This is a genomic window from Thalassolituus oleivorans MIL-1 (genome assembly GCF_000355675.1).
In the GTDB taxonomy this organism is placed as follows: domain Bacteria; phylum Pseudomonadota; class Gammaproteobacteria; order Pseudomonadales; family Oceanobacteraceae; genus Thalassolituus; species Thalassolituus oleivorans.
In genome coordinates this window covers 3547899-3569300 of record NC_020888.1, presented here as the reverse complement: position 1 = coordinate 3569300, position 21402 = coordinate 3547899, and the positions used below count along the sequence as shown (strand labels likewise).

Genomic DNA, 21402 nt, shown 5'->3' with positions numbered 1-21402 from the left:
GCTCCGTTAATGGACGAGGAAAATATCAAAAAAGTGGTGTAGAGCATCAGTGGCAGAAAGCACCGCCGTGGCTGTAAGCAGAATAGCCAGTGGTAACAGGCCCAGCTTCAGAGCGGACGGACGAGATGGGGTCAGCAGCTCGCAGACCCGTTCGCGCAGCTGTTCTGCAGCGACAAACGCCGCCTGACCAGGCTTGTTGATGCGATGGCGTAAGCGCGCGATTTTCACCAGTGTTTCTGCGATGTCGGCGGCTTCGGCGTTGCGGGTAACCCGGCGATCGGCGAGCTGCTCGGTCACTAATGTGAAGCAGTTCAGAATGGGGGTTCGCACAAAGCCTGGCAGTGGGCAAATAAACAGCATCAGTAACCAGCGACTCAGGTTATCGAACTGGCGGATATGCGCCTGCTCATGAGCAATGATGATTGCCTGCTGGTCTGGCGTTGTTTGATTGAGCAAACCTTGCGACAGGTAAATATCAGGGCGGAAATATCCGGCTGCCATGGCCACAACGTCGCGGGTCGGCAGAGTGCGGAAAGCGGAATTCGATGTGGTCTGTGCCTGCTCACGCAGAAGTTTCAGTTGCTGCCTTACACGCCATTGCTGATACGCAAATTGCCCCATACGCAACGTCAGCCATAAACCGACCGCACTCAGAAACCAGCTGTGCCAGGCGCTGATCACAAACTCATCGGCATGGTGCCAGTGAATAAGTCCCAGAGCGCCATGCACTGTGTTGTGGTCGTCTGGTAAGGCGATTCCGCCCTCAACAAACAGCAACAGAGTCATTGTCCAGGGTAAAACGGCCCAGCTTAAAATGAGCCATTTTTGCTCCAACGGGTCAACACGGTTTTTTGCCCGGATAATCAGAGGAGCCGTTAATAACTGAAAGACAGCTGAGGCCAGTCCGAGCAATGCCGCCATGCTCAGCAGGTTCAGAATGAAACCCCAGCTTCCGGTAATCATGGATGTGCTTTACCTTTGCGACGATGATTCCGGATCATAGCCTCCAGGCGATCGAGCTCATCGTCGCCCAGATCGGCAGACAAGGAAACAAATGCCGCCATCAGCGACTGGCTGTCATGGCTGACAAGGTCGCTGGTGATATTACGGATCAGCTGAGCGATCAGGTCTTCCCGATCAACCCGGGTGCGGTAGACAAAGGCATGTCCTTGTTTGCTGCGGCTGAGCAGCTGCTTTTTGTACAAACGGTCCAGAGTGCTCTGAATGGTGTTCAGGGAGCTGCTGCGCCCGGCACTGAAGGCGGCATGGATCTGCTTGGCATCGGCTTCACCCGCTGACCAGAGATGGTTCAGAACCTGCTTTTCTAACTCACCGAGAATCATAGTCTTTCCAACGTTCAGGATGAGGCATACACTGCCACAGTAAAAACCGACCAGCAATCGGTTTTTTGTCAGTCAACGTCAATCGCTGAGGTTTCCATGCTGAGCATTCTCCGTCACCGGGTGTACCGCCATTTGTTTGCTGCGCAGGTTATTTCGTTGTTGGGCACAGGCCTGGCGACGGTTGCCCTGAGTCTGATGGCGTTTGAGCTGGCGGGAGACAATGCAGGCACTGTGCTGGCAACGGCACTGACCATCAAAATGCTGGCCTATGTGTTTGTGTCACCGCTATTGGCGGCCTTGTTTCAGGGGCGCCCACGCAAACCTGTGCTAGTGCTGCTGGATATTATCCGCGCACTGACGGCGCTTTCGCTGCCGTTCCTCACCGAGGTCTGGCACATCTATGTGGTTATTTTTGTTCTGCAAAGCAGTTCCGCCGGATTTACGCCGTTATTTCAGGCGACGATTCCTGATGTACTGCCGGACGAGCGTGAATACACCAGAGCGCTGTCACTTTCCCGCATGGCATACGACATGGAAAGTCTGATCAGCCCCATGCTGGCGGCGACATTGCTGCTGATTACCTCGTGGCATGGATTATTTTTCGGCACCATGCTGGGGTTCGTGGCGTCAGCGTTGCTGGTGCTATCCGTTACCCTCCCAAAAGCCCAGGCTTCTGCGGTGAATACCTGGACAGACAGACTTACGAAAGGTGGACGCATTTACCTGCTGACTCCACGACTGAGAGGTCTGCTGTTGTTGAGTTTTACCACCGCCCTGGGGGGCGCTATGGTGTTCGTTAACACCGTGGTTCTGGTGCAGGGGAATTTTGCCCTGAGTGGCCAGCAAACGGCATTCGCTCTGGCTGCTTTCGGCTTTGGCTCCATGCTCACAGCGCTGACACTGCCAACGCTTCTGGAAAAAATCACTGAGCGCAGAGTGATGCTGGCAGGCCTCGGCTTGATGATTGTTGCACAACTATCCGGCACTCTTATCACAGACTATGTCACTTTGCTGATGATCTGGTTCGTGCTGGGAGCGGGTTACTCCCTGGTGCAGACCCCAACCAGTAAAGTTCTGGTTCGTTCAGCCAGTAACGCGGACAGGCCAGCGCTCTTTGCTGCACACTTTTCACTCTCCCACGCAGGCTGGATGATGGCCTATCCGTTCGCTGGCTGGTTATTAACCGTGCTGGATGTGAATTCGGCGTTTTTAGTATTGGCCGGGCTTTCTGTTATCGGTCTGATGCTGGCGTATAAACTTTGGCCAGAGGACGAAAATAATGCGCTATTTCACCGGCACGATGATCTTGAAGCTGGTCATGAGCATCTGGAGGCATTTGGCTATGGAAAGGAGCACAGCCATCTGTATGTTATAGATTCACTGCACTTGAAGTGGCCGAGGTAAATTTTGCATCGGCTTTAACGGCGTAGCTGAATCGCGACTAGTTCACTAGAGGTTTTTAAGCCTAATATAATTCTGCTTTTCATACCTACTGGTAACTGCATATATTGTGCCTTCTGTGGCTTGTATTATAAGCCGTCCAAATTTACCCAATATATTCCAGATTCATCAATTTAGTAAATGAGTTTGATGGTGTCTAGCAAACTGGTGGCGATTCACTTCGCGATGAACTGCCCGTTAATAAAATGACCTACTTCGATATACCCGTCAGGATGGCAGGCTTCCAAATAACCTAGCTTTGACAGTGAGGCTTGGTAGCGGACAGAGCCTGAGGCGATCGCTTCACTTAGTGCTCCTGACTTGCACTCTCGCTCATGGATCTTGAAAACTTCGTCTGGATCTACAGGTGCACATACTGCATCCTCTACACGAAGAACCGCCAGTCCTGCCTGTACGGCCAGTAGGATTTCGGGGTCAACGTTCCTCGCAACCTTACGGCCAATATCTGCCCAGTATTCAATTTGCTCGGCTGCAGTGCGTTGCAAAGGAATACCAGCGACTGTCGCCGCATTCATAAGGCTGCTTTTCAGTCTTACCGGGGACGTGGCTTTGACCATAACTAGTCACCTATATTACGGTTCCCTTAGTTTTTCAGGGCTGCTGACATTGGGATTTTTGTACTCTCGATCTAACCACGTACTGCTCGGGTCATGCTTACCTTATCTGACACCAATCTCTACAACATGCTTGGCTATCAGACCACACTGTGTGGTGTCTGCTCAGAATGCCATGCGGTTGGTCACTTTTTCTTGAAATGACCAAGGCACTGCTTCACTAAGAAAACGATTGGAACGCCGATAATAAGTGAATCGCCACCAGTTCATTAGAAACCAGCGTTATTTCGATACTACATGTCCTTTGTCATAGGGTCATCAAAAGTGGGCCTTACCGCATTATCTTTTTCGTTTAGATCGATTACTTGGGCGGAGGGCTGTTCAACTGAGTAAAGTCCATTTTCAAGTAGTAGATTCATCGCGGCTAGGTATTTCGCATGAGAGATGTCCAGCATGTCCTGTAACTCTCTGTTTCGTATTGCGAGCGTATCTGCTTTGTCAACTCTGGCTTTTCTTGGAGGCTTGGCTTTAGCTGATGCGGCATCTATTGCTGCGATTAGATCATCGAAGTCGCGTCCTTTCCTGATACTACTGGCATTTTTCTTGCCAGCCTCTAATGCCACATTTCTCTTATTGATTTTTGAACCTTTCTTAACAACTGATGGCTCATTGTTTATCAGTCTCTGGAGAGCCTTGTAGTACTCCTGGTGCTTAATCATCGATGGCCTCCATCTCTATTAATTTCTGGTGGATCAGTGTGATCTCTTTGCGCGCCAAGTGGGCGGAGGGGTGTTCAGGTTCGAGGTATTCTAATTCCGTCTCCAACGTTTCTTTATATTTCTTGAGCTTGGCCCCGCGTTTAAGTCCAAGTCCATCATCGCCTCCCAAAATCGCGTCATCACAACCAGCTAGGCACGGGATAATCTCGTCTAGGCTGAATTTGTCACACATCTCGCGGGATGAGCACCCTCCAATAGCTGTTTCCCGATAGGAGATGCGCCCATCTTTGACGCGTTTTTCGATCTCTTCGATGCTGTTTAACCATGAAGGGTTATTATATTTTTCCTGTTCGAATCTGCTGCCTGATCCACCGAAAAGCTTGTCAGTGCTTTTTACGACATGGGCTTCGAATTCCTGAGCTTCCAAGAGCATCAGTTCATTTCGATAGTCTCGTATTACGTCATGTGAATCGCCGGTTTTAACTATGTTGAGAATGTTTTCAGCGAAGCTTGCATTTTCTCGGTAAAGCATTGTCATTACTTCAGATAAGTGTTTGAACTGGAACTTCAGCGAAGGCAAGGAAACCTTTCCGCTTCGTGCTGCATAGATGGCCGTCGAGCGCCGAAACTGATGATTTGAAATATGAAAGTACTCGCCTACTTTTAGATTCAGATTCGGGTCGTTTCGCCAATCGCGGAATGCATCGAAGTTCTCTAACTCCACGATGTCGCTCTCCCTGACTCGAAGTTCATCTGATCCTCTTGAAATATATTTTAGAATGGTTTGACGATGATCATCGGTATTAATAAACGTCCTGATCTTCATTGGAAAATCGAAGCGTGCAAACAGAAAGTCGCTAGGGCTATTCATCATTTTTCCGATAGACTCACATGCCTCTACGGCGGGTATTACCTGTGAACATGTCGCCCAGGGTAATGCCGACTCACTATAGTTGCTGTTCGTCATTTTTGAGGTGTTACTGAGCAGAATGGGGAGTTCGCCAAGGCCTGGTATATGAATGCTGTTCAGGCAGTTTTTTTTCAGTGCATCGACTTCATGTTTGCGCATTCCTGAATAACAATATATTAGAAACCTCGCAGCATCCAATACATAGCCTAAGTAGTACTTAAGACCTTTCAACGTATATTTTAAATATTTGTAGTTTTTATAGTTTGAACCAATTGTCCACTTGTCGAATAATTCTGTTAGGCCATACTCGGCGACGGAGTCCTCCTGGCTTAATAATGGCATATCAGTTCGTCTTGCAGATGGATAATGTTTTCTATATTCATTAAAAGCATTTTGAAGTTTTGCGTTGGTAGTTGATCCAGGTCTTTGATTGTCTTTCAGCATGGAGGGAGTGGCAAAGAATAGAGGATCGGCCTTAATTCGCTTCATAAAACCATCTAATTGCTCTTTATGCTCGTTGAAGTCGGTCACAACTTCCGTAGATAGTGTTATCAGCGCAGAATAAATTCGTGATGGTATGAGAGGGGTTCGTTGTGCGGACGGGTCGTTTACATAGCTCGAACGCAATTGAGACCTTACGGAAAGTATTTTTTTGAGCTGCTCATTAGGGATCAATGTTGGTAGCTCGGTTTTGAAATGCTCGTTTATATATTCGATCAGTGCTATTAAATCTCTGAGAGCTTCGGCTTTACGAAATGCTGTCTTGGAGGCGTAAAGACTTGCTGTGATTTTAGGCCCGACGAGAGGGCTTTCATGTAGTTGAGCGAGAGTCTTGTTTTCGTTCAGCGCAATGATGGATAGCCCTCTGAGAACTTCTAAAATTTTTCGGTAGGTCTGTGGTTTATTGCGTTGTCCTCCCGAATGCGTCGGCTCGTAGAGTACTGCAAACATGATACGCTTCATCTCCCCAATAATTGTATGTGCTGTCTTGCTAAGCTTGCCCTCTGGTTTTCCAAACTGGCTGGTAAAGTTATACTTGGTGCCCTTACTCATTAGTGAATAGGGTGATAGATCCCAGACGTTATCGCTGTAGATAGAAAGGGTTTCACCTGACAGGTTACGGCTAATGACAAAGCTGTCTGGTGGTGTTTTCGCTAGACCATCATCAGAGAATTGATCGGGCTGGGCCTCCAGTATTTCGGTGCCATCCAGGAATCGTGCTACCCACATATTACTGTTCTCCTCTACTGGATGTGATTTCTTTCAAAGCCGCTATTTTCATATCCCAGTACGGATGTAAGTTGCCAATCTCGGCCAACCTTCTGGCTCGCTTAACAATATTTTCGTACTGCTCACCTTTATTTGAGAGATCAGCGATTATGTCGTCTATGCGCTCTATGACTGGCTGGAACTTTAGAAGGTGCTCATCCATATTCAGGCTATTCTCACGGCTGTGCAAAGGTAGCCATTTCTGGATCGATAGCAGCATGAGAACATCCTCCTCTCTTGCTCTGAGCGCATAAGACTTACAAAAGAAGCAGCTTAGCATTGCCGAGCATCGGGGGCTGGGAGCTTCATCGGAAAAGCCTCCCTCTTTGGCCTCACCTTGAGATATGCAAATGCCTGTCAGGCCCTGAGTGCCGACATTTTCACCAACGATATTTACAGCGACCCGCTTTGATTTGTAGAGATTGACAGCGCTAGCCAGGCCGCTGAAGAAGCCGTTTAGCTCTTTAACTGCAACCCGGTTTTCAACTGCAATGTAGTGCTTTCTTGATGTTTCAACAGTGTGTTGATGCTGGTTTGCAGAGTAGTGAATGTCACCGGTTACAGTAAGGGCTAAATTCACCGAGTAATCCCGCCAATCCTTTGTACTAACCCAAAGGTTGACTGAATTCCAAAACTTGGTAGGGATGATGAGCTGCTTACTGCTAATTGTGTGAGAGAGAGATTGTCTTTGTTTGAAATGTTGGGGCCCTTTTAGGGGAGAGTCTGACGGAATAAACTTTTGGCATAATGCAACATAACGGCTCCAATATTTTTTTGCGAGAGGGCTTAGACGAAGAGAATATTGCTTATCACCTTTGCTTTTGAAGGAGAGAATTCTGAACTTGCCTTCTCGTTCGAGATTGGTGGGCTCGATCATAGGGGCTGTTAGCAAGACGGCTAGGTTTGTACCGCTGTCCGCAAGTATCAGATGGGAAAAGTGAACGCTTGCAATGTTAAAAAGATCACGATGATATGACTCATGTTCGATGGCGCCTGAATTATCAGATGAAATTATGGCGTGGTAATGTTCTCGTAATCTGTAATGAAATTTTTTGTCGGAAAATGGACCATTTTTCTTAATTTCGGCATCTTTCGACTCCATTAATTCATTTATGCTTCTGCTTATTTTTCCGCTACGATCATAAAGCAACTCATGAATTCGGCTACGGCCCAGGGTTCCCGACCTATAAAAGTACGATGCAGGATTATTGTTGATTCCGTGTAGGTTCCAATGGCTTGAGCTTAGGTAGATCTGACCAGTGATACCAAGTTTCGGTTCTGGTTTGAGAATAAATGGTTTGGGATGATCATCCTGAAGCAAATATTCAGAGATTTTATTGAATAAATAACGATGTGCATCTCGGCTGAGTGCTGCGCGTTGTGTGCTTTCAAGGACTTTGAATCCTTTTTCGCCTCTTCTCTGTTGAATTCTCAGTGCCCAACTCTGCAATTTATCATATTCTAGATCGTGATGTGTCAGTAGAATCGCTTGGGCTGCTCCTTCTTGGCACATACGTGCTGTGCTTCTACTGAATGGCGAGGATAGATTGCTCTGAGATACTCGATCCCAAAGTAGATTTGAGTATTCACTATATGCTCGCTTCATCTGCTCTTTGTCGAAGAAAAGCTTGTCACGTTCGTAGCGATTATCTGCCCAGTCGATAAAGTTTAATTGATATGTAATAGATCCTCGTTTTGCGGTTCCATCGAGGAAGGAATCAATAAGTCTAATTAAGTAGATTTTCCGATGATTTATATAGCTCGAAAAGTCGATGTCCCAGCTATCCAGTGAAGTGGGGGAGCATTTGGTTCTGGTCTTGATAGAAGCAATGTTGCGCACGTTAAACAGCACTCGTCCAGCATAAATCTGCTTGTAATTTTGGCTGCTGCTTTTGAAATTGAATCTAATTCTGCCCAGTTCAGAGAGTGAGAGCGATGCCGCTTCAAACTGACTGTATTGCTCGGGCCGGTCGTTAAACAAGTCGAAGAACTCATTCATCAAAGTTGTCCCAAGGGAAGTTTTCGCCGTACATGGCTTTGTGAACGGCTTCGTTCTTTTTCTTTTGTTCTTGAACGAATTCGTCATACTTCAGATAGATCATCGTTGTTGACTCATGCTTATGGCCGAGAAGACCTTTAACGTGAGTGATGATCTCTGTGTCTGACATGCCTCCCAATGCTTTGGCTTTTCGTACGAATCGCATACCTCGCGTGGCTCTAAGGTCATGGAATTTAAACCCTTTGTATTGTGGGTCTTTATTCTGTTTGATCCATGGAATTAGCTTTTGGTTTACGAAGTCGTTTATCGAGCCTCCTACATGGTGGCCTGCCTTTCCCCGCTCGCTCCTCTTTAGCGTCATTGAATAGTTAGGGTTGGCAGCGTCCTGTACGTGTCGATTCGCGGTGTAAAATGGACTGCCAAACTTTGTCAAAAAAACATAGTTCGAAGATGAGTCGCCGTAGAAGCTTTGTGATTTCCTTGCTTTGTATATCTCTGAGTACTTTACCCATTCGTAGACCTGTGCAACCAACGAGCTCGGTGCTTTAAGAACGTACTGAACGCCGTGCTTCGTATCAACGCCAGTCGTTGGCCCAACGGGGATTCTCGCTTCTTTGGTTTCTCTTGATGACTCGTAAGCCTTCTTTATCGCTTCAACGCTCATCGTGCAGATGGTTTGTTTTCTGGCCCCGGTGTATAAAGCCAACCAGACCATCAGTTGCATCTGACGGTTACCTATGGCTTCAATGCCCTCAAGAACCCACTCCACCTCTGTTTCTGATAGTGGGCGCACACCGCCTTCTTCGCCCAGTATGAGATCGAACTGTTCCTCTTCAACAGAGGCCTTTGTTATATGGATATCCGAATAGGTCACAGGGAACTGTCTGCCACCCTTAATCATTACCTTGTGCTGTTTGAGTGTGTAAAAGCGATCTTGTATCTCTTCACCTGGAGGGGTTAGTTTGTTGTCGTTCAGAAACATATAGAACGCTGCGACCTCTGCGGCTTTTTGCTTAACCGTCTTAAGAGTGTTCTGTTTCTGCTCGAACAGCCCCGTGAGATATGACTTGTAGATATACGTGACTCGTTGGTTCTTCCTGCTGAGAGGTGGGGCGTAAAAAATATCGAGTGGCAGATCGTCAGTCTTATGTTCGTCAATGAAGTGCAAGTATGAGAGTAGGTTCTTTGCTTTTCGATCTAGCGTTACGATTGAGCGAGGGCTGGATTCTGCGAACTTCAACCACCAACGGTAGAGGTAAAGGTTGCCGAGATCCCATGGCTCACCATTCCTGTAGATGATTGGGAATCGCTCAATCATCAAATCGTTAGTCTCTTCAAATTTTTGCTGATCGCTATTCCAGTGAAGAACTCTGTTCGTCCACTCGATTGTAGGAACCCCTCCGGGGCTGGCAACGAGCTTGCCGTCGAGTCTGTAAAGGCGTTGGATGTATATTATTTTGGGTCGATTCATGTCGACGGGCACCATTATATTGGACACGCATGTCAACACTCTTGTGGACATTAGTGTGTCAGTCAATGTTTTCTACCTTAGTGTGTGCGTAAAAAGCCAAAACTCCACAGCATAAAGGTAAACAACTGGCTACCGATGGCGACCGCACCGAGGTAAGTAACATCCTCAAGATGCCCCAGTATTGCGGTATCTACTAAGCCGAGTAGTGGCACTGTAATGTTGCTGAGCATAATTGGCCAAGCCAGTGCGAGGATGCGACCTTGTGTCGCAGTTAGCGGCTCAATTGCGGGGTTATTAGCAGAGTGGGCAGACGTCATGGCTGGTACAATAACAGCAATACGAACATTGGTAATCTCAATCTCGCATCTCAATCCCACATCTCAATCAGAGGCATCCAGATGTTGAACGCAACACAGCGTATTTTCGCTTCAATACTCTTTTTATTGTTAGTGTCTGCAATGATTACTGGTGGGGCGTTAGCGCGGCTGAATGGTCCTTCAGCCGTTGGTATTGATGGCGTGCGTATTTTTAGCCGCGGAATTCCTATTTCTGACGGCCAGTTTATTGCTCAAACCGGTAACTCATTTCATCTTAGCGAATTGTCAGGAAGCTGGAGTTTGCTCTTCTTTGGCTACACCTACTGTCCAGATGTTTGCCCAATGACCTTGGCAAATTTAAGTAGAACTTGGAAGCGCTTACCGTTGGATGTGCAGGCACAACTGAACGTGGTGTTGGTGAGTGTTGACCCCGAGCGTGATACACCGGCGTCGATGGCACCTTACATGGGGTATTTTAATCCCAGCTTTATGGCATTAACGGGCAACCCTGCGGCGCTTAAAACGTTAGCAACGGAAGTGAATGCATTTTTTGCGCGTGTCGAACGTGATGGTGACTTAGCGTATTTGATGGATCATTCGGCCAATATCGTATTGATAGATCCCGCAGGGCAGTATCGAGGGTATATCGAACCACCGTTAGATCCGCAAAGACTAACGAGCATTATACAACAGCTCGTTAGTATGCCGCGTTAGATATTAGCGCGCTGCTTGTAAGCGGCCTACAGGAATACTCGCTAAGAATAAGAGCATCGCGGCAACCACGATACTGGGGCCTGCGGGGGTATCCCAACGAAAAGATGCCCACATACCGAGTAGCACTGAAATTACGCCAGCAACACTCGATAAGCCCACCATTTGCTCCGGTGTGCGAGCAAAGCTACGCGCGGCGGCTGCCGGAATAATGAGTAGCGCACTAATCAGTAAAATACCGACGATTTTCATTGCTAGGGCAACAACGATTGCCAGCATCAATACCAACAGTAAATTCAAACGCTGCACTGGATGACCATCAATGCTGGCCAATTCAGGGCTAACCGTGACAGCCAATAGTGCGCGCCATTGCCAGAGCAATAACAGCCCAGTACTGATGGCGGCCAGCAAGAGCCATAGGGTATGTTGGCTTTCGACCGCGAGTAAATCACCGAACAAATAACCCATTAAATCGACTCGAATACCATCTGTTAGACTAAGCGCAACCAGGCCGACTGCTAGGGTGCCGTGGGAAACTATCCCCAGCAAAGTATCAGACGATAAGCGCGAGCCGCGCTGCAGTGGCAGCAGTACTAAGGCTAATGATACCGAGCCAATAATCAACGCCAAGGTTAGATTAATATCGGTGAGAACGCCTAGGGTGATACCTAATAATGCACCGTGGGCGAGAGTATCGCCAAAAAATGCCATGCGTCGCCAAACCACAAAGCTACCGAGCGGCCCAGTGGTGGCAGCCAATAAAATCCCGGCCAGTAACGGCATCGTCCACCAAGGTGTGGTGAAGTCCATCATGAGTTAGATCCTGAGTGATGATTGCAGTGCTGGTGGTGTTCATGATCAACCGATAAGGTATTCGCCGGTTCGACATGACCATCAATGCAATGCGCATGATCGTGATGATGAGTGTAATGGGCGATTGGCGCTTCGCGCCTACCAAACAGCTGCAAGTAAGCAGGGTCGAGCGAGACACTATCAGGATGGCCAGAACAACAAACATGGCCATTCAGGCAAATCACCTCATCGGTAGCAGCCATCACCAAATGCAAATCGTGAGACACCATTAACACTGCGCAACCTAACTCATCGCGTAAAGTAGGAATCAGTTGGTATAACTCTAACTGGCCTTGCACATCGACACCTTGTACCGGCTCGTCGAGTACCAGTAGTTGCGGTTTCAGCAATAGAGCACGTGCCAATAATACCCGTTGCCATTCACCACCAGAGAGATTGTGAACGGATTGCTGTTCCAGAGCTTTGATACCTAAACGTTCTTGCCAATAGCGGATTTGGTCTTTTTTAGCGCCACGCGCTAGACGTAAAAAACCACCGACGGTTAGAGGCATGCGCTCATCTAGTGCCAAGCGTTGCGGCATATACCCTATGCGTAAATCAGGGCGTTGTAATACGCGTCCACTATCGGCTTTCGTTAAGCCTAGTAATACGCGAATTAAAGTAGATTTACCGCAGCCATTGGGGCCGATTAAGGTAATGATTTTACCGGGCTCAATTTTTAGCGATATATCATCAAGCACGACTTTTTGGCGTAAGGCTAAGCGCAGGTTTTGCGCTTCAATTAAGGGCGCTGAGATGACCCCCGCAGACGTGTTCACAGCAGCTGATGAGGCGCTCATGCAATGTCCTCTTTCGCGGTCGTAGCGGCAAGTTGGCAGCTAGGGCAGAGACCGGAGAGTTCGATTGTTTGTTCTTCTATAACAATTCCTAATTCTTCTGCGAGGCGAGTGTTAACGTCTTGCATGCGCTCGGGTGATAGTTCCAGTGCATTGCCACACAAACGGCAGATAAAGAACCCCGTGGTGTGTTCCTGACCCGGATGAGCACAGCCAATAAAAGCGTTGAGCGAACTAATGCGATGAATCAGCCCAAGCTCTAATAGAAAATCTAACGCACGATAGACTGTTGGTGGTGCCGAATTAAAGCCGTCTTGGGCTAATTGTGGCAACAGCTCGTAAGCGCCTGTAGGTTTGTGGTTTTGCCAGACTAACTCTAATACGCGTCGACGCACTGGTGTGAGACGTGCGCCACGTGACTCACACAAGGTCTTCGCATTAGCCAAGGCTGCAGTTATACAGGTGTGATGATCATGCGGTGCGTAGACAGTAGAAGTCATGACGTAAACCTTAGGTTATAATGTAGCAATTCTACGATACCTAGGCTGCGAGACAATGAAGAATTTGCGTTATTTGTTGGGTTTAGTTGTTTTATCTACCCTAACATTTCCCGCCATGAGTGCGCCCAAACCATTAAATGTGCTGGCAACACTGCATCCGTTAGCCTTAATTGCGGCATCGACGGTTCCTCTAGAGCAGCTTGAAGTGCTAGTGCCAGCGGGTATGACGCCGCACGACTTTAGCTTGCGCCCGTCCGATATCGACCGATTGCAAAATGCCGATATTATTTTTTGGGCCGGTCCAGAGGCTGAACCCTATTTGCGTGGTTTTGCTAAACGTTGGCCCGACAAACATTGGATTAACTTAGCCACTTATCGCCAAGAGGGGCAAAGTGACGATCCTCATGTTTGGTTTTCGACGGCGATTGCTTTGGGAGCTCAAGCGGATCTGGCGGCATTGTTAGGGCATGACAACTCTGAGTTCGCGCAGAGTGTGGCTGCCTCCGTACAATTCAGTGAGGAGCAATTACAGGGCTTACAACAGCGAGGCTTTTTCGTATTTCACCGCGCTTACGACCACTGGGTTAGTGAGCGAGGTCTATTGCAATTGGGGGCCTTTACCTTGTCGCCTGAACAAAAACCGGGCATTCGGACCCTGCAAGCTATGCGTGACCAGCTAGCTAATGGCGAAGTCGTATGTGTGTTCAGTGAACCTGAATATACACCCGCTCTGGTGGATTCTGTCGTCGGTGATTTGCCAGTGAATCGAGCAGAACTTGATCCGTTAGGTAGTCATATTTCTGTGACAAAAGATGGCTACGCTCGGTTCTTAGATGACATGGCGATGCGTGCGCGCGCTTGTCTTGAACCTAGAGAAAATTAACCGACTAAGACTTGCACTGTGTGCTCTCAGAGGTCAGGGTTAATAACGACCGATTGACCAGAGAGCATCATGAACGATCCATCGCATACCTATCACGCAATTAGGCAGACAACATTGGCGTTATGTGCGCCGTTGGAGCCTGCCGATCATGAGTTGCAAGCGGCGGCTTTTACAAGCCCCGCGAAGTGGCATCTAGCCCACACTTCTTGGTTCTTTGAGACCTTCATTCTACTGCCCAATCTGAAAGGTTATCGTCCTTTCAATCCCCTGTTTGAACAGCTTTTTAATAGCTATTACAACGGCATAGGCAAACCATTCCCTCGCGATAAGCGCGGCTTGCTGTCGCGTCCTTCGCTAGGTGAAGTACTGCGCTATCGTCTCTGGGTTGATGAAGCGATGCAGGCTCTATTGGCGGATACTAGCCTCTGGCCCTTAATTGAACTGGGTCTTAATCACGAGCAACAACACCAAGAATTGTTACTTACTGATCTTCAGTATTGTTGGTCTGTGAACCCGCTTGCGCCAGCCTATGCAGCGCCAATGAATGAGACCAAATTTACCCACCAAAAAATAAGCTGGCACGAATTTGGAGGTGGTATTCACAGTATTGGTTATCAAGGTAATGCTTTCTCGTTTGATAACGAAGGGCCGCGACATTCGGTTTTAGTCAGTGATGGAGCGATCGCTAATCGCTTAATTACGACCCGTGAGTATCTAGAGTTTATGGCAGATGATGGCTATCAACGTCCGGATTTATGGTTAGCGGATGGCTGGGCTTGGGTGCAACAAAATGCTATTGAAGCGCCTTTATATTGGCGTGAGACACATGATGGCTGGCGTCGTTTTAGTTTGCATGGCGACCAGCCACTGGCATTAGATAATCCGGTGACGCACGTGAGCTTTTATGAAGCAGATGCCTACGCGCGTTGGGCGGGTGCTCGTTTACCTACAGAAGCTGAGTGGGAGTTAGTGGCGTCGAAGCAAGCGGTTGTTGGTGGGTTTCAAGAGTCGGCTTATTGGTATCCCCAAGGTGCTGTGAACGATCAATCTCTACAACAGCTCTTTGGTGAAACTTGGCAGTGGACCAGTAGTACTTATCAAGCTTATCCCAAGTACAAACCTGCCGCCGGTGCTGTTGGCGAGTACAACGGCAAGTTTATGTGCAATCAAATGGTGTTGCGCGGGGCATCTTGCCTGACACCTGTTGCTCATGCTCGAGCTTCGTATCGCAATTTCTTTTATCCCCATGAGCGCTGGCAATTTACCGGCATTCGTTTAGCGCGTTTTTAGTTAACGCAGCAATTATTACGGACCTTCAATAAAAGAGGATGACCATGGAACGTCAGGCATTACAAATTTTTGATGATTTACCTGCTCCGGCTGATATTCGTTCAGAGGTATTAGCTGGCTTAAATTCTAGTCAGAAAACCTTACCGGCAAAATATTTCTATGACGAACGTGGTTCACGTTTATTCGAAGAAATTACGCATCTTCCTGAGTATTACCTGACTCGGACCGAAATCGGTTTATTACGTGAATACGCTGATGAAATTGCCGAAATTATCGGACGCGGCTCGGTTTTGTTGGAATATGGCAGTGGTGCGAGTATTAAAATTCGCTTACTGCTCGAAGCCTTGCGTCCACAGTGTTATGTACCTATGGATATTAGTCGCGAGTTTTTAATCGCATCTGCTTCACGCCTCCTCGACGACTACGAATGGCTCAATATTTACGCGGCTTGTGTCGACTATTCTCAAGACATCGCATTGCCGGATCAGCTGTTAAATGCCGGTACTAAAATGGCCTTTTTCCCCGGGTCGAGTATGGGCAACTTCACCCCAGAACAAGCCAGTGATTTTTTATGTCGTGTACGTTCGACCTTAGATGACGGCGGCTATTTTCTATTGGGTGTCGATTTACTAAAAGATGAATCGATTTTGCAAGCCGCTTACGATGACTCTCAAGGTGTTACTGCCGCATTTAATAAGAATGTCTTACGTCACCTAAATCGCACCTTAGATGGTCAATTTAACGAAGATCGTTTCGAACACAAAATTGTTGTCAATCATCTTCTCTCTCGTGTTGAAATGCACCTCGTGAGCTCCATCGATCAGATGGTTAATATTGCCGGTAACACTATCGCTTTACGCAGTGGTGAAACAATTCACACCGAAAACTCTTACAAATATCGGTTAGAGCACTTGATTGATATGGCAGGGTCTTGTGGGTTTGAGTGTACGAATATTTGGACCGATAGTAATGAATATTACGCGCTGATTATGCTGAAATGTGGCAGTTGAGCCATTAACGGCATGAATTATCCTTGTGCTTTTGCGACGTGCTGAGACAATTACCATTAATTGGTAAGTGCAGTTTCAGCATAGTGATCGACGATAGCCTAAAAGGATAAGTATTATAATGGCCTACAAGCGATACCCTTTCTACGATTTACATCTTTTGAATCGTGTCATTATGGGGGTAATGGCAATACCAGGAATACTGTGTGTTGCCGGTTTTATTCATGGTTTTATGACCTTGCAACAACTTCATGGGCTGACTGCGACTGACATAATCACGCAATTAGATACTGAGTTGCAAAGTCGTATTGCCCTAGATAGCCTGATTCGTATTACGCAAATCAGCCTGACCGGAGTGCTCGGTATATTCTTTGGCTACTGGCTCTTCTATGCGGTGCGCAATTTAGTCTGCCTATACGACGAGAAGCCGCATACCCTAAAAAATACTCTTATTATTTTTATGCGCATGCTGAGCTGTATCTTTTTAGCATTGCGCACCCTTGCGTCTATGCGCCATAGATCGGCTCCTGAGCATCACAACTTTGTCCCAGATTCTTGGTTGCTGCCGTTGTGGTGGTTGGCTTTGGTTGGGGCTAACGTGAGTAAAATCGTTGCCGTCTATGTGTTACTTAACGTCGATGCTGTCGCCCGCTTGATTGAGGGGATGATATGGATGAGCGCTGCTTATGTCTTGTATTTAGCCATGTATATATTAACGGCTATTTTGATTAACGAAATTGGTTACTGGCAGCGGGTTAATTGGCAGTCGCAGCAAGACTTGCCCGTAGAAGAATAATTGCTTAAAGCAAAAATGGGGTGGATAAATATTTAATAAGGCCGCGTAGGAGATTTTTGCATTCTCTCATACGCGGCCTTTTTAGTTTTAAAGGTTTCGTGCGTCGTTTAAGCCAGCTTCCCAGCTAGAGCTAAGAACGTCATCTTTATACGGACATACCGCCTTACGAGCATTTCGAGTACCTTGTTCAAAACCGCGTTGGTAAGCCGCTTCAACGGGATCTTCAGAGCTACCTTTCGGTGTTTGTTTAAACAGACGTAACAGGGTTGTTTGCCATTCAACCATCATTAAGTAAGTTGCTGGCACTAACAGCAAACTAATGAGGGTGGCGAATACCACACCAAAAGCTAACGACACCGCCATTGGAATTAAAAACTGTGCCTGCACACTGGTTTCAGATATCAGCGGGGCCAAGCCAACGAAGGTGGTAAGTGATGTCAACATAATGGGGCGGAAACGAACACGACCGGCTTCGCACACCGAGACAAACACATTCTCACCTTTAGCGCGCTGGGTGTTGATGTAATCAATCAGTACCAAGTTATCGTTTACCACCACCCCGCTAACGGCCACCATTCCTACGAATGACCATAGGGTTAAGTCTAAGTCGAGCAGGATATGACCGGTAACCGAACCAAGAAGTCCAAATGGGATCGCATACAAGACCAGTAGCGGCTGACTATATGAGGAAAACAAAACTGCCATCATTAAATACATAGCTAAAATGGCGAACAGGTAGTACTTCATTAATATATCTAAAAACAATGTGACTGCACGCTGGTAGCCGCCAACATCCCACTTAATACCGGGCATGTTTTTCACTAAGCCATCGAGGTAATTGGTCGCCAAATCAGTTTGAATGTTTTTCACTGAATTCTGCGCTGGGTTAACGAATGCACTTACCGAAATAACGCGTTTACGGTCATAGCGTTTAATGTGAGTTTTAGACGGACGATACTCAATAGCAGCAATGGTCGACAAGCTAACATATTGTCCCGGTGCATATTCGATATGCATGTTTTCTAAATACCAAGGCGAAGAACGTTCATTTTTCGGCAAGCCAACCCAGACTTCCACTTCGTCATCTTGGGTTTGAATACGTTGTACGACATTGCCTTGGAAGGCGCGGTTGATCTGGCGGATCACGCTCTCAAGAGTTAACCCAAGTGCAACGGCGTTGTCTTTGAGTTTAATTTCAGCTTCCTGCTTCTCTTCTTCTTGCGAGGTATGAATATCGAAAGTACCGTCGTATTCGCGAAGTTTTTCAGCCAGCTGATTCGCCGCACTCATCAAGTCATCGATGTCGTAACCAGAGAATTCAATTTGAATATCAGGATTGGTCGGATTTAAGCTCGCGCTGTACTGCAAACTGGTGGTGTCTTGAATATCGCCAGCGAGTTCGCGCCAGCGGGCCAATACATCCTGACCACTATAGGTTCGAGTCTCTGAAGAGGGCAGTTCAATAATGACCTGACCTTTATGATCCATACTTTTATCTACGCTGTAAGAGGTAAAAGTATTCTTTGGTGCAACAACTGAGTAAATATGTTCAATTGCGCTGGCGTCTTTAGCTTCGTATTCAGCTTGAACTTGATCCGCTGCAGCAATTAAGTGTCTTAACGCTTTTTCGGTTTTTTCACGCGGCGATCCTTCAGGAAAGGCAACATTAGCAACTACGACGTCGCCTTCAATGGCGGCAAATAAAGCGGTTTTAATCCAGCCTTGGCTTAGCAACACCATGAACAATGCGAAAACGACGGTAAAGGTCAGCACTACGAGCCCTTTATTGCGCAAGCATACAGTCAATACTGGGGTGTAAACCCATTTTATTAATGTATCTAGAAAAACCGAGAAAACATTTTGAATCGCTGTTAATACCTTATTGCCCGGCTTCTCATTCTTGTGCGTGCCGGATAAGTGCGCCGGAAGAATGTACAAAGATTCTATTAACGAGAATATGAGCGTGCCGATCACAACGATAGGGATGGCTCGCATTAGCTTCCCTTCAGGTCCGGGTAAACTCACTAATGGCAAAAAGGCGACAACGGTCGTGGCAACTGCGAAAAAGATCGGCTTATAGACTTCGAACACGCCCTGTAGTGCGCCTTCAGTGCCATACAAGCCTTTTTGATTTTGTAGATGGATAGATTCGCCGACAACCACTGCATCGTCGACAACAATACCGAGTACAAGGATAAATGCGAACAACGATACAATGTTAATCGATACATCGAACACCGGAAGAATAAAGATAGTCCCAAGGAAGGCGATTGGAATACCTAGACTCACCCAAAAAGATAAGCGCGCGCTTAAAAATAATAATAAAACGATAAAGAGCAGTACAAGACCACTAAATGCGTTGCTTACTAATAGGTCTACGCGGCTTTGGAAATTTTTCGATTCATCTTGCCATACATATACTTTTACGTTTTGCGGTAAATTACTGTCGGCTAAGTGGTTGTGAATTACATCAGAAATGTCGGTAATGTTTTGGTTGCCAACACGGAATACATCGATGGACACAGCTGGTTGACGATCAAAGGAAGCTTGGGGCTGATTGCTAAAACGGTTGTCGATAATGTCGGCGATATCGCCAAGGCGAACTTCGCCGCCATCTGGGTCGGCGGCTATGACAATATTGGCATAGCTTTCACTAGAATCTCGATAGGCGTCACTGGTTATGAGTACGTCGCCTTCGCTTGTTTGTAGCATGCCTCCGGGTAAAAAACCCGACTGCTTTTGAATCATTGCGCTGATTTCATCAAAGCTGATTTGATATTTCTGCAAATTAAAAGCGGGAATGCTGATGCGGATTTCCGACTTTTTCATATCTTCGAGTTCGACAATACTAACCGCACTAAACTCAAGTAAGTCGGTGCGTAATTGCCGCGCGGAAGCCGTTAACACGGAATAACTAACAGGGCCGCTAAGGATTAATTTAGCAACGCGGTTTCTTACCGTTAGCTCGACAACGTCAGGTGTTGTTGCTTCTTTTGGTAATAGATCTTTTGCTTCTAGGCGACTCTTTACTTCATCGACGATTTCTTTAGTAACAAAGCCTTCGTCAACATCAAGGGTGATTGAGCAAATTCCCTCGTAAGCATAAGAGGTAAGGTCAATAGTCCCTTGAATGTCATAAATACGATTTTCAATAGGACGGCAGATACTCGACTCAACGGTTTCAACTGAAGCGCCAGGTAGCTTGCTTTGGATGCTAATACGCTCTAAGGAGACGTTAGGCAGCAACTCTTTGCGTGTTTCAGGTATCGACAAGAAACCTAAAACCAAAATACAAATCATGCATAGGTTGGCTGCAACTGGGTTGTTGGCAAACCAGCTAATTGAGGATTTCATACGATAGATCTACCTCAGTTATTTTTATTGCTGGATTGGCTAATAGGGATAACGCGCGTGCCTTCGGCCAAGCGATGGAAACCACCAGATACAACACGAGTACCTTTGGGTAGTAGAGTATCGATATAGACTTGATCGCGACCACGATATATCACAGCCACTTCTTGTGAATGGAGGCGATTATCGTCATCCAGCAACCAAATGATGTTACCTGGTTGCAGAACTTCGCGAGGCAAAATGCGCAGATCGTCGATCACTCTTCCTTTAATTTCGGCTTCAACAAACGATCCAGGTAGTAACGACTTACCAGAGGCATTAATCATAGAGTCAGCATTGACCTGAGCGACAACATACATTAATTGGTTTTGACCGCGCTCTCCGTCTTTACGGACGATATACCCAGTCCATTCGCCATCATCTTGGTAGCTGCCTAATTTTACTTCAGGAGTGAAACGTGGACCCTGCTCCGAACTGAGCTGATCTTTAAAGCCGATAATGTCGAGTTGTTGGTCGTTGATCGGCAAACGAATTTCCGCTTGGTTCATGCTGTAGATAACAGCAACCGGAGCAGATGCTTGTAGTAAATCTCCTTGATGCACATAGGATTCGATCACTTTGCCATCAATTGGCGCGCGAATTTTTGTTTCTTCTAATTGCTTATAGGCATAATCCAATGCCGCTTGTGCTGCAGCAACTTGGCTATTGGCATAACGCAATTGCGGAACAAAGCGAGCGTATTCCGACGCGTTCTTACCTGTTTGGCGTTTTGCTACTCGCGCATTGGCTTCAACTTCTTCGAGTTTTAGTTTCACTTGATCTAAAGTCGCTTGCTGTTGCGCAATATCGAGGATGATATGGGACTCATCAAGTTCAACTAAGATATCGCCTTTGTTAACGAAAGCGCCCTTTACTAATGAGTCGCTAACATTCACAACTAAAGCCGACACAGAGCTAGCCACTTTGTGTACCTTTGCGGCCGTCACTCTTCCTCGGGTGTATACCGGAATCGACTGGCTAGCAATCTCCACTTCGATATAGGGCACTTGCGGTACAATGACCGATTTTTCGGTGACTACTGGTTTGGGTGCATTGGTGTAAAAGTAGTAACCAGCGCCGCCGCCGATAAGTAATACGATAATCACCAACGTAAGAGTTCGTAATATTTTCAT

Annotated in this window: 18 protein-coding genes and 1 pseudogene; 6 read left to right on the top strand and 13 right to left on the bottom strand. The window is 46.9% G+C overall.

Going from position 1 to position 21402, the window contains the following annotated elements; genetic code table 11:
- Positions 1-6: 6 nt before the first annotated feature.
- The gene (locus tag TOL_RS16370) at positions 7-963 is read right to left on the bottom strand and encodes a M56 family metallopeptidase (RefSeq protein WP_015488482.1); all 957 of its coding nucleotides are present in this window, start codon (positions 961-963) and stop codon (positions 7-9) included.
- A complete protein-coding gene (locus TOL_RS16365) occupies positions 960-1343 on the bottom strand; it encodes a BlaI/MecI/CopY family transcriptional regulator (protein WP_015488481.1) in 384 nt (127 codons plus the stop codon). Before TOL_RS16365 ends, TOL_RS16370 begins: the two co-directional genes overlap by 4 nt.
- A 96-nt stretch (positions 1344-1439) precedes the next feature.
- On the opposite strand from TOL_RS16365, the gene TOL_RS16360 reads away from it, so the two are divergent.
- Positions 1440-2747, top strand: coding sequence for an MFS transporter (locus TOL_RS16360; protein ID WP_015488480.1), 1308 nt, complete (start codon positions 1440-1442; stop codon positions 2745-2747).
- A gap of 212 nt (positions 2748-2959) precedes the next feature.
- Here the strand turns inward: TOL_RS16360 and TOL_RS16355 are convergent, their stop codons facing one another.
- The 6 genes and pseudogenes from TOL_RS16355 to TOL_RS16330 all read right to left on the bottom strand — a co-directional run.
- Positions 2960-3361, bottom strand: coding sequence for a TA system antitoxin ParD family protein (locus tag TOL_RS16355; protein WP_015488479.1), 402 nt, complete (start codon positions 3359-3361; stop codon positions 2960-2962).
- A 290-nt stretch (positions 3362-3651) separates the two neighbouring features.
- Positions 3652-4077 (bottom strand): hypothetical protein, encoded by a 426-nt coding sequence (locus TOL_RS18555; protein ID WP_015488478.1) that lies wholly within the window; start codon positions 4075-4077, stop codon positions 3652-3654.
- Positions 4070-6217, bottom strand: coding sequence for a hypothetical protein (locus TOL_RS16345; protein ID WP_015488477.1), 2148 nt, complete (start codon positions 6215-6217; stop codon positions 4070-4072). The genes TOL_RS18555 and TOL_RS16345 overlap by 8 nt, the downstream gene beginning before the upstream one ends.
- Position 6218: 1 nt before the next feature.
- Positions 6219-8255, bottom strand: a complete 2037-nt coding sequence (locus tag TOL_RS16340; protein WP_015488476.1) for a hypothetical protein — start codon at positions 8253-8255, stop codon at positions 6219-6221.
- The gene (locus TOL_RS16335) at positions 8248-9726 is read right to left on the bottom strand and encodes a site-specific integrase (protein WP_044019398.1); all 1479 of its coding nucleotides are present in this window, start codon (positions 9724-9726) and stop codon (positions 8248-8250) included. The genes TOL_RS16340 and TOL_RS16335 overlap by 8 nt, the downstream gene beginning before the upstream one ends.
- Positions 9727-9812: 86 nt before the next feature.
- Positions 9813-10043 (bottom strand): annotated as a pseudogene (locus tag TOL_RS16330) (MATE family efflux transporter); the annotation flags it as partial.
- A gap of 81 nt (positions 10044-10124) precedes the next feature.
- On the opposite strand from TOL_RS16330, the gene TOL_RS16325 reads away from it, so the two are divergent.
- Positions 10125-10757, top strand: a complete 633-nt coding sequence (locus TOL_RS16325) for an SCO family protein (protein WP_015488473.1) — start codon at positions 10125-10127, stop codon at positions 10755-10757.
- Positions 10758-10760: 3 nt separating this feature from the next.
- On the opposite strand, the gene TOL_RS16320 is transcribed toward TOL_RS16325, so the two are convergent.
- Genes TOL_RS16320 through TOL_RS16310 form a run of 3 tightly spaced genes read right to left on the bottom strand, consistent with a single transcriptional unit; the run spans position 10761 to position 12903 of the window.
- Positions 10761-11567, bottom strand: coding sequence for an iron chelate uptake ABC transporter family permease subunit (locus TOL_RS16320; protein WP_015488472.1), 807 nt, complete (start codon positions 11565-11567; stop codon positions 10761-10763).
- Positions 11564-12406 carry a zinc ABC transporter ATP-binding protein ZnuC gene (gene znuC, locus TOL_RS16315; RefSeq protein WP_015488471.1) on the bottom strand — a complete coding sequence of 281 codons (843 nt, stop codon included), beginning with the start codon at positions 12404-12406 and terminating at the stop codon, positions 11564-11566. Before znuC ends, TOL_RS16320 begins: the two co-directional genes overlap by 4 nt.
- Entirely contained in the window at positions 12403-12903 is a 501-nt protein-coding gene (locus TOL_RS16310) for a Fur family transcriptional regulator (protein ID WP_015488470.1), read from the bottom strand. The genes znuC and TOL_RS16310 overlap by 4 nt, the downstream gene beginning before the upstream one ends.
- A gap of 55 nt (positions 12904-12958) precedes the next feature.
- On the opposite strand from TOL_RS16310, the gene TOL_RS16305 reads away from it, so the two are divergent.
- From TOL_RS16305 to TOL_RS16290, 4 genes are all read left to right on the top strand, one after another.
- A complete protein-coding gene (locus TOL_RS16305) occupies positions 12959-13786 on the top strand; it encodes a metal ABC transporter solute-binding protein, Zn/Mn family (RefSeq protein ID WP_015488469.1) in 828 nt (275 codons plus the stop codon).
- Between the two features lie 69 nt (positions 13787-13855).
- Positions 13856-15076, top strand: a complete 1221-nt coding sequence (egtB, locus tag TOL_RS16300; RefSeq protein ID WP_041588542.1) for an ergothioneine biosynthesis protein EgtB — start codon at positions 13856-13858, stop codon at positions 15074-15076.
- Between the two features lie 44 nt (positions 15077-15120).
- Positions 15121-16086, top strand: coding sequence for an L-histidine N(alpha)-methyltransferase (egtD, locus tag TOL_RS16295; RefSeq protein WP_015488467.1), 966 nt, complete (start codon positions 15121-15123; stop codon positions 16084-16086).
- 118 nt (positions 16087-16204) lie between these two features.
- Positions 16205-16879, top strand: a complete 675-nt coding sequence (locus TOL_RS16290) for a DUF4328 domain-containing protein (protein ID WP_015488466.1) — start codon at positions 16205-16207, stop codon at positions 16877-16879.
- A gap of 87 nt (positions 16880-16966) precedes the next feature.
- Here the strand turns inward: TOL_RS16290 and TOL_RS16285 are convergent, their stop codons facing one another.
- Complete coding sequence (locus tag TOL_RS16285; protein WP_015488465.1) at positions 16967-20233, bottom strand: ribosome modulation factor; 3267 nt, start codon at positions 20231-20233, stop codon at positions 16967-16969.
- Positions 20234-20247: 14 nt separating this feature from the next.
- Positions 20248-21402 (bottom strand): efflux RND transporter periplasmic adaptor subunit, encoded by a 1155-nt coding sequence (locus TOL_RS16280; RefSeq protein ID WP_015488464.1) that lies wholly within the window; start codon positions 21400-21402, stop codon positions 20248-20250.

Coding starts and splice junctions, on each gene's coding strand:
- TOL_RS16310 (WP_015488470.1), bottom strand. CDS start 12,903: ATGACTTCTACTGTCTACGCACCGCATGATCATCACACCTGTATAACT.
- TOL_RS16280 (WP_015488464.1), bottom strand. CDS start 21,402: ATGAAAATATTACGAACTCTTACGTTGGTGATTATCGTATTACTTATC.
- TOL_RS16340 (WP_015488476.1), bottom strand. CDS start 8,255: ATGAATGAGTTCTTCGACTTGTTTAACGACCGGCCCGAGCAATACAGT.
- TOL_RS16320 (WP_015488472.1), bottom strand. CDS start 11,567: ATGATGGACTTCACCACACCTTGGTGGACGATGCCGTTACTGGCCGGG.
- znuC (WP_015488471.1), bottom strand. CDS start 12,406: ATGAGCGCCTCATCAGCTGCTGTGAACACGTCTGCGGGGGTCATCTCA.
- TOL_RS16365 (WP_015488481.1), bottom strand. CDS start 1,343: ATGATTCTCGGTGAGTTAGAAAAGCAGGTTCTGAACCATCTCTGGTCA.
- TOL_RS16355 (WP_015488479.1), bottom strand. CDS start 3,361: ATGGTCAAAGCCACGTCCCCGGTAAGACTGAAAAGCAGCCTTATGAAT.
- egtD (WP_015488467.1), top strand. CDS start 15,121: ATGGAACGTCAGGCATTACAAATTTTTGATGATTTACCTGCTCCGGCT.
- TOL_RS16370 (WP_015488482.1), bottom strand. CDS start 963: ATGATTACCGGAAGCTGGGGTTTCATTCTGAACCTGCTGAGCATGGCG.
- TOL_RS16285 (WP_015488465.1), bottom strand. CDS start 20,233: ATGAAATCCTCAATTAGCTGGTTTGCCAACAACCCAGTTGCAGCCAAC.
- TOL_RS16345 (WP_015488477.1), bottom strand. CDS start 6,217: ATGTGGGTAGCACGATTCCTGGATGGCACCGAAATACTGGAGGCCCAG.
- TOL_RS16305 (WP_015488469.1), top strand. CDS start 12,959: ATGAAGAATTTGCGTTATTTGTTGGGTTTAGTTGTTTTATCTACCCTA.
- TOL_RS18555 (WP_015488478.1), bottom strand. CDS start 4,077: ATGATTAAGCACCAGGAGTACTACAAGGCTCTCCAGAGACTGATAAAC.
- TOL_RS16360 (WP_015488480.1), top strand. CDS start 1,440: ATGCTGAGCATTCTCCGTCACCGGGTGTACCGCCATTTGTTTGCTGCG.
- TOL_RS16325 (WP_015488473.1), top strand. CDS start 10,125: ATGTTGAACGCAACACAGCGTATTTTCGCTTCAATACTCTTTTTATTG.
- TOL_RS16335 (WP_044019398.1), bottom strand. CDS start 9,726: ATGAATCGACCCAAAATAATATACATCCAACGCCTTTACAGACTCGAC.
- TOL_RS16290 (WP_015488466.1), top strand. CDS start 16,205: ATGGCCTACAAGCGATACCCTTTCTACGATTTACATCTTTTGAATCGT.
- egtB (WP_041588542.1), top strand. CDS start 13,856: ATGAACGATCCATCGCATACCTATCACGCAATTAGGCAGACAACATTG.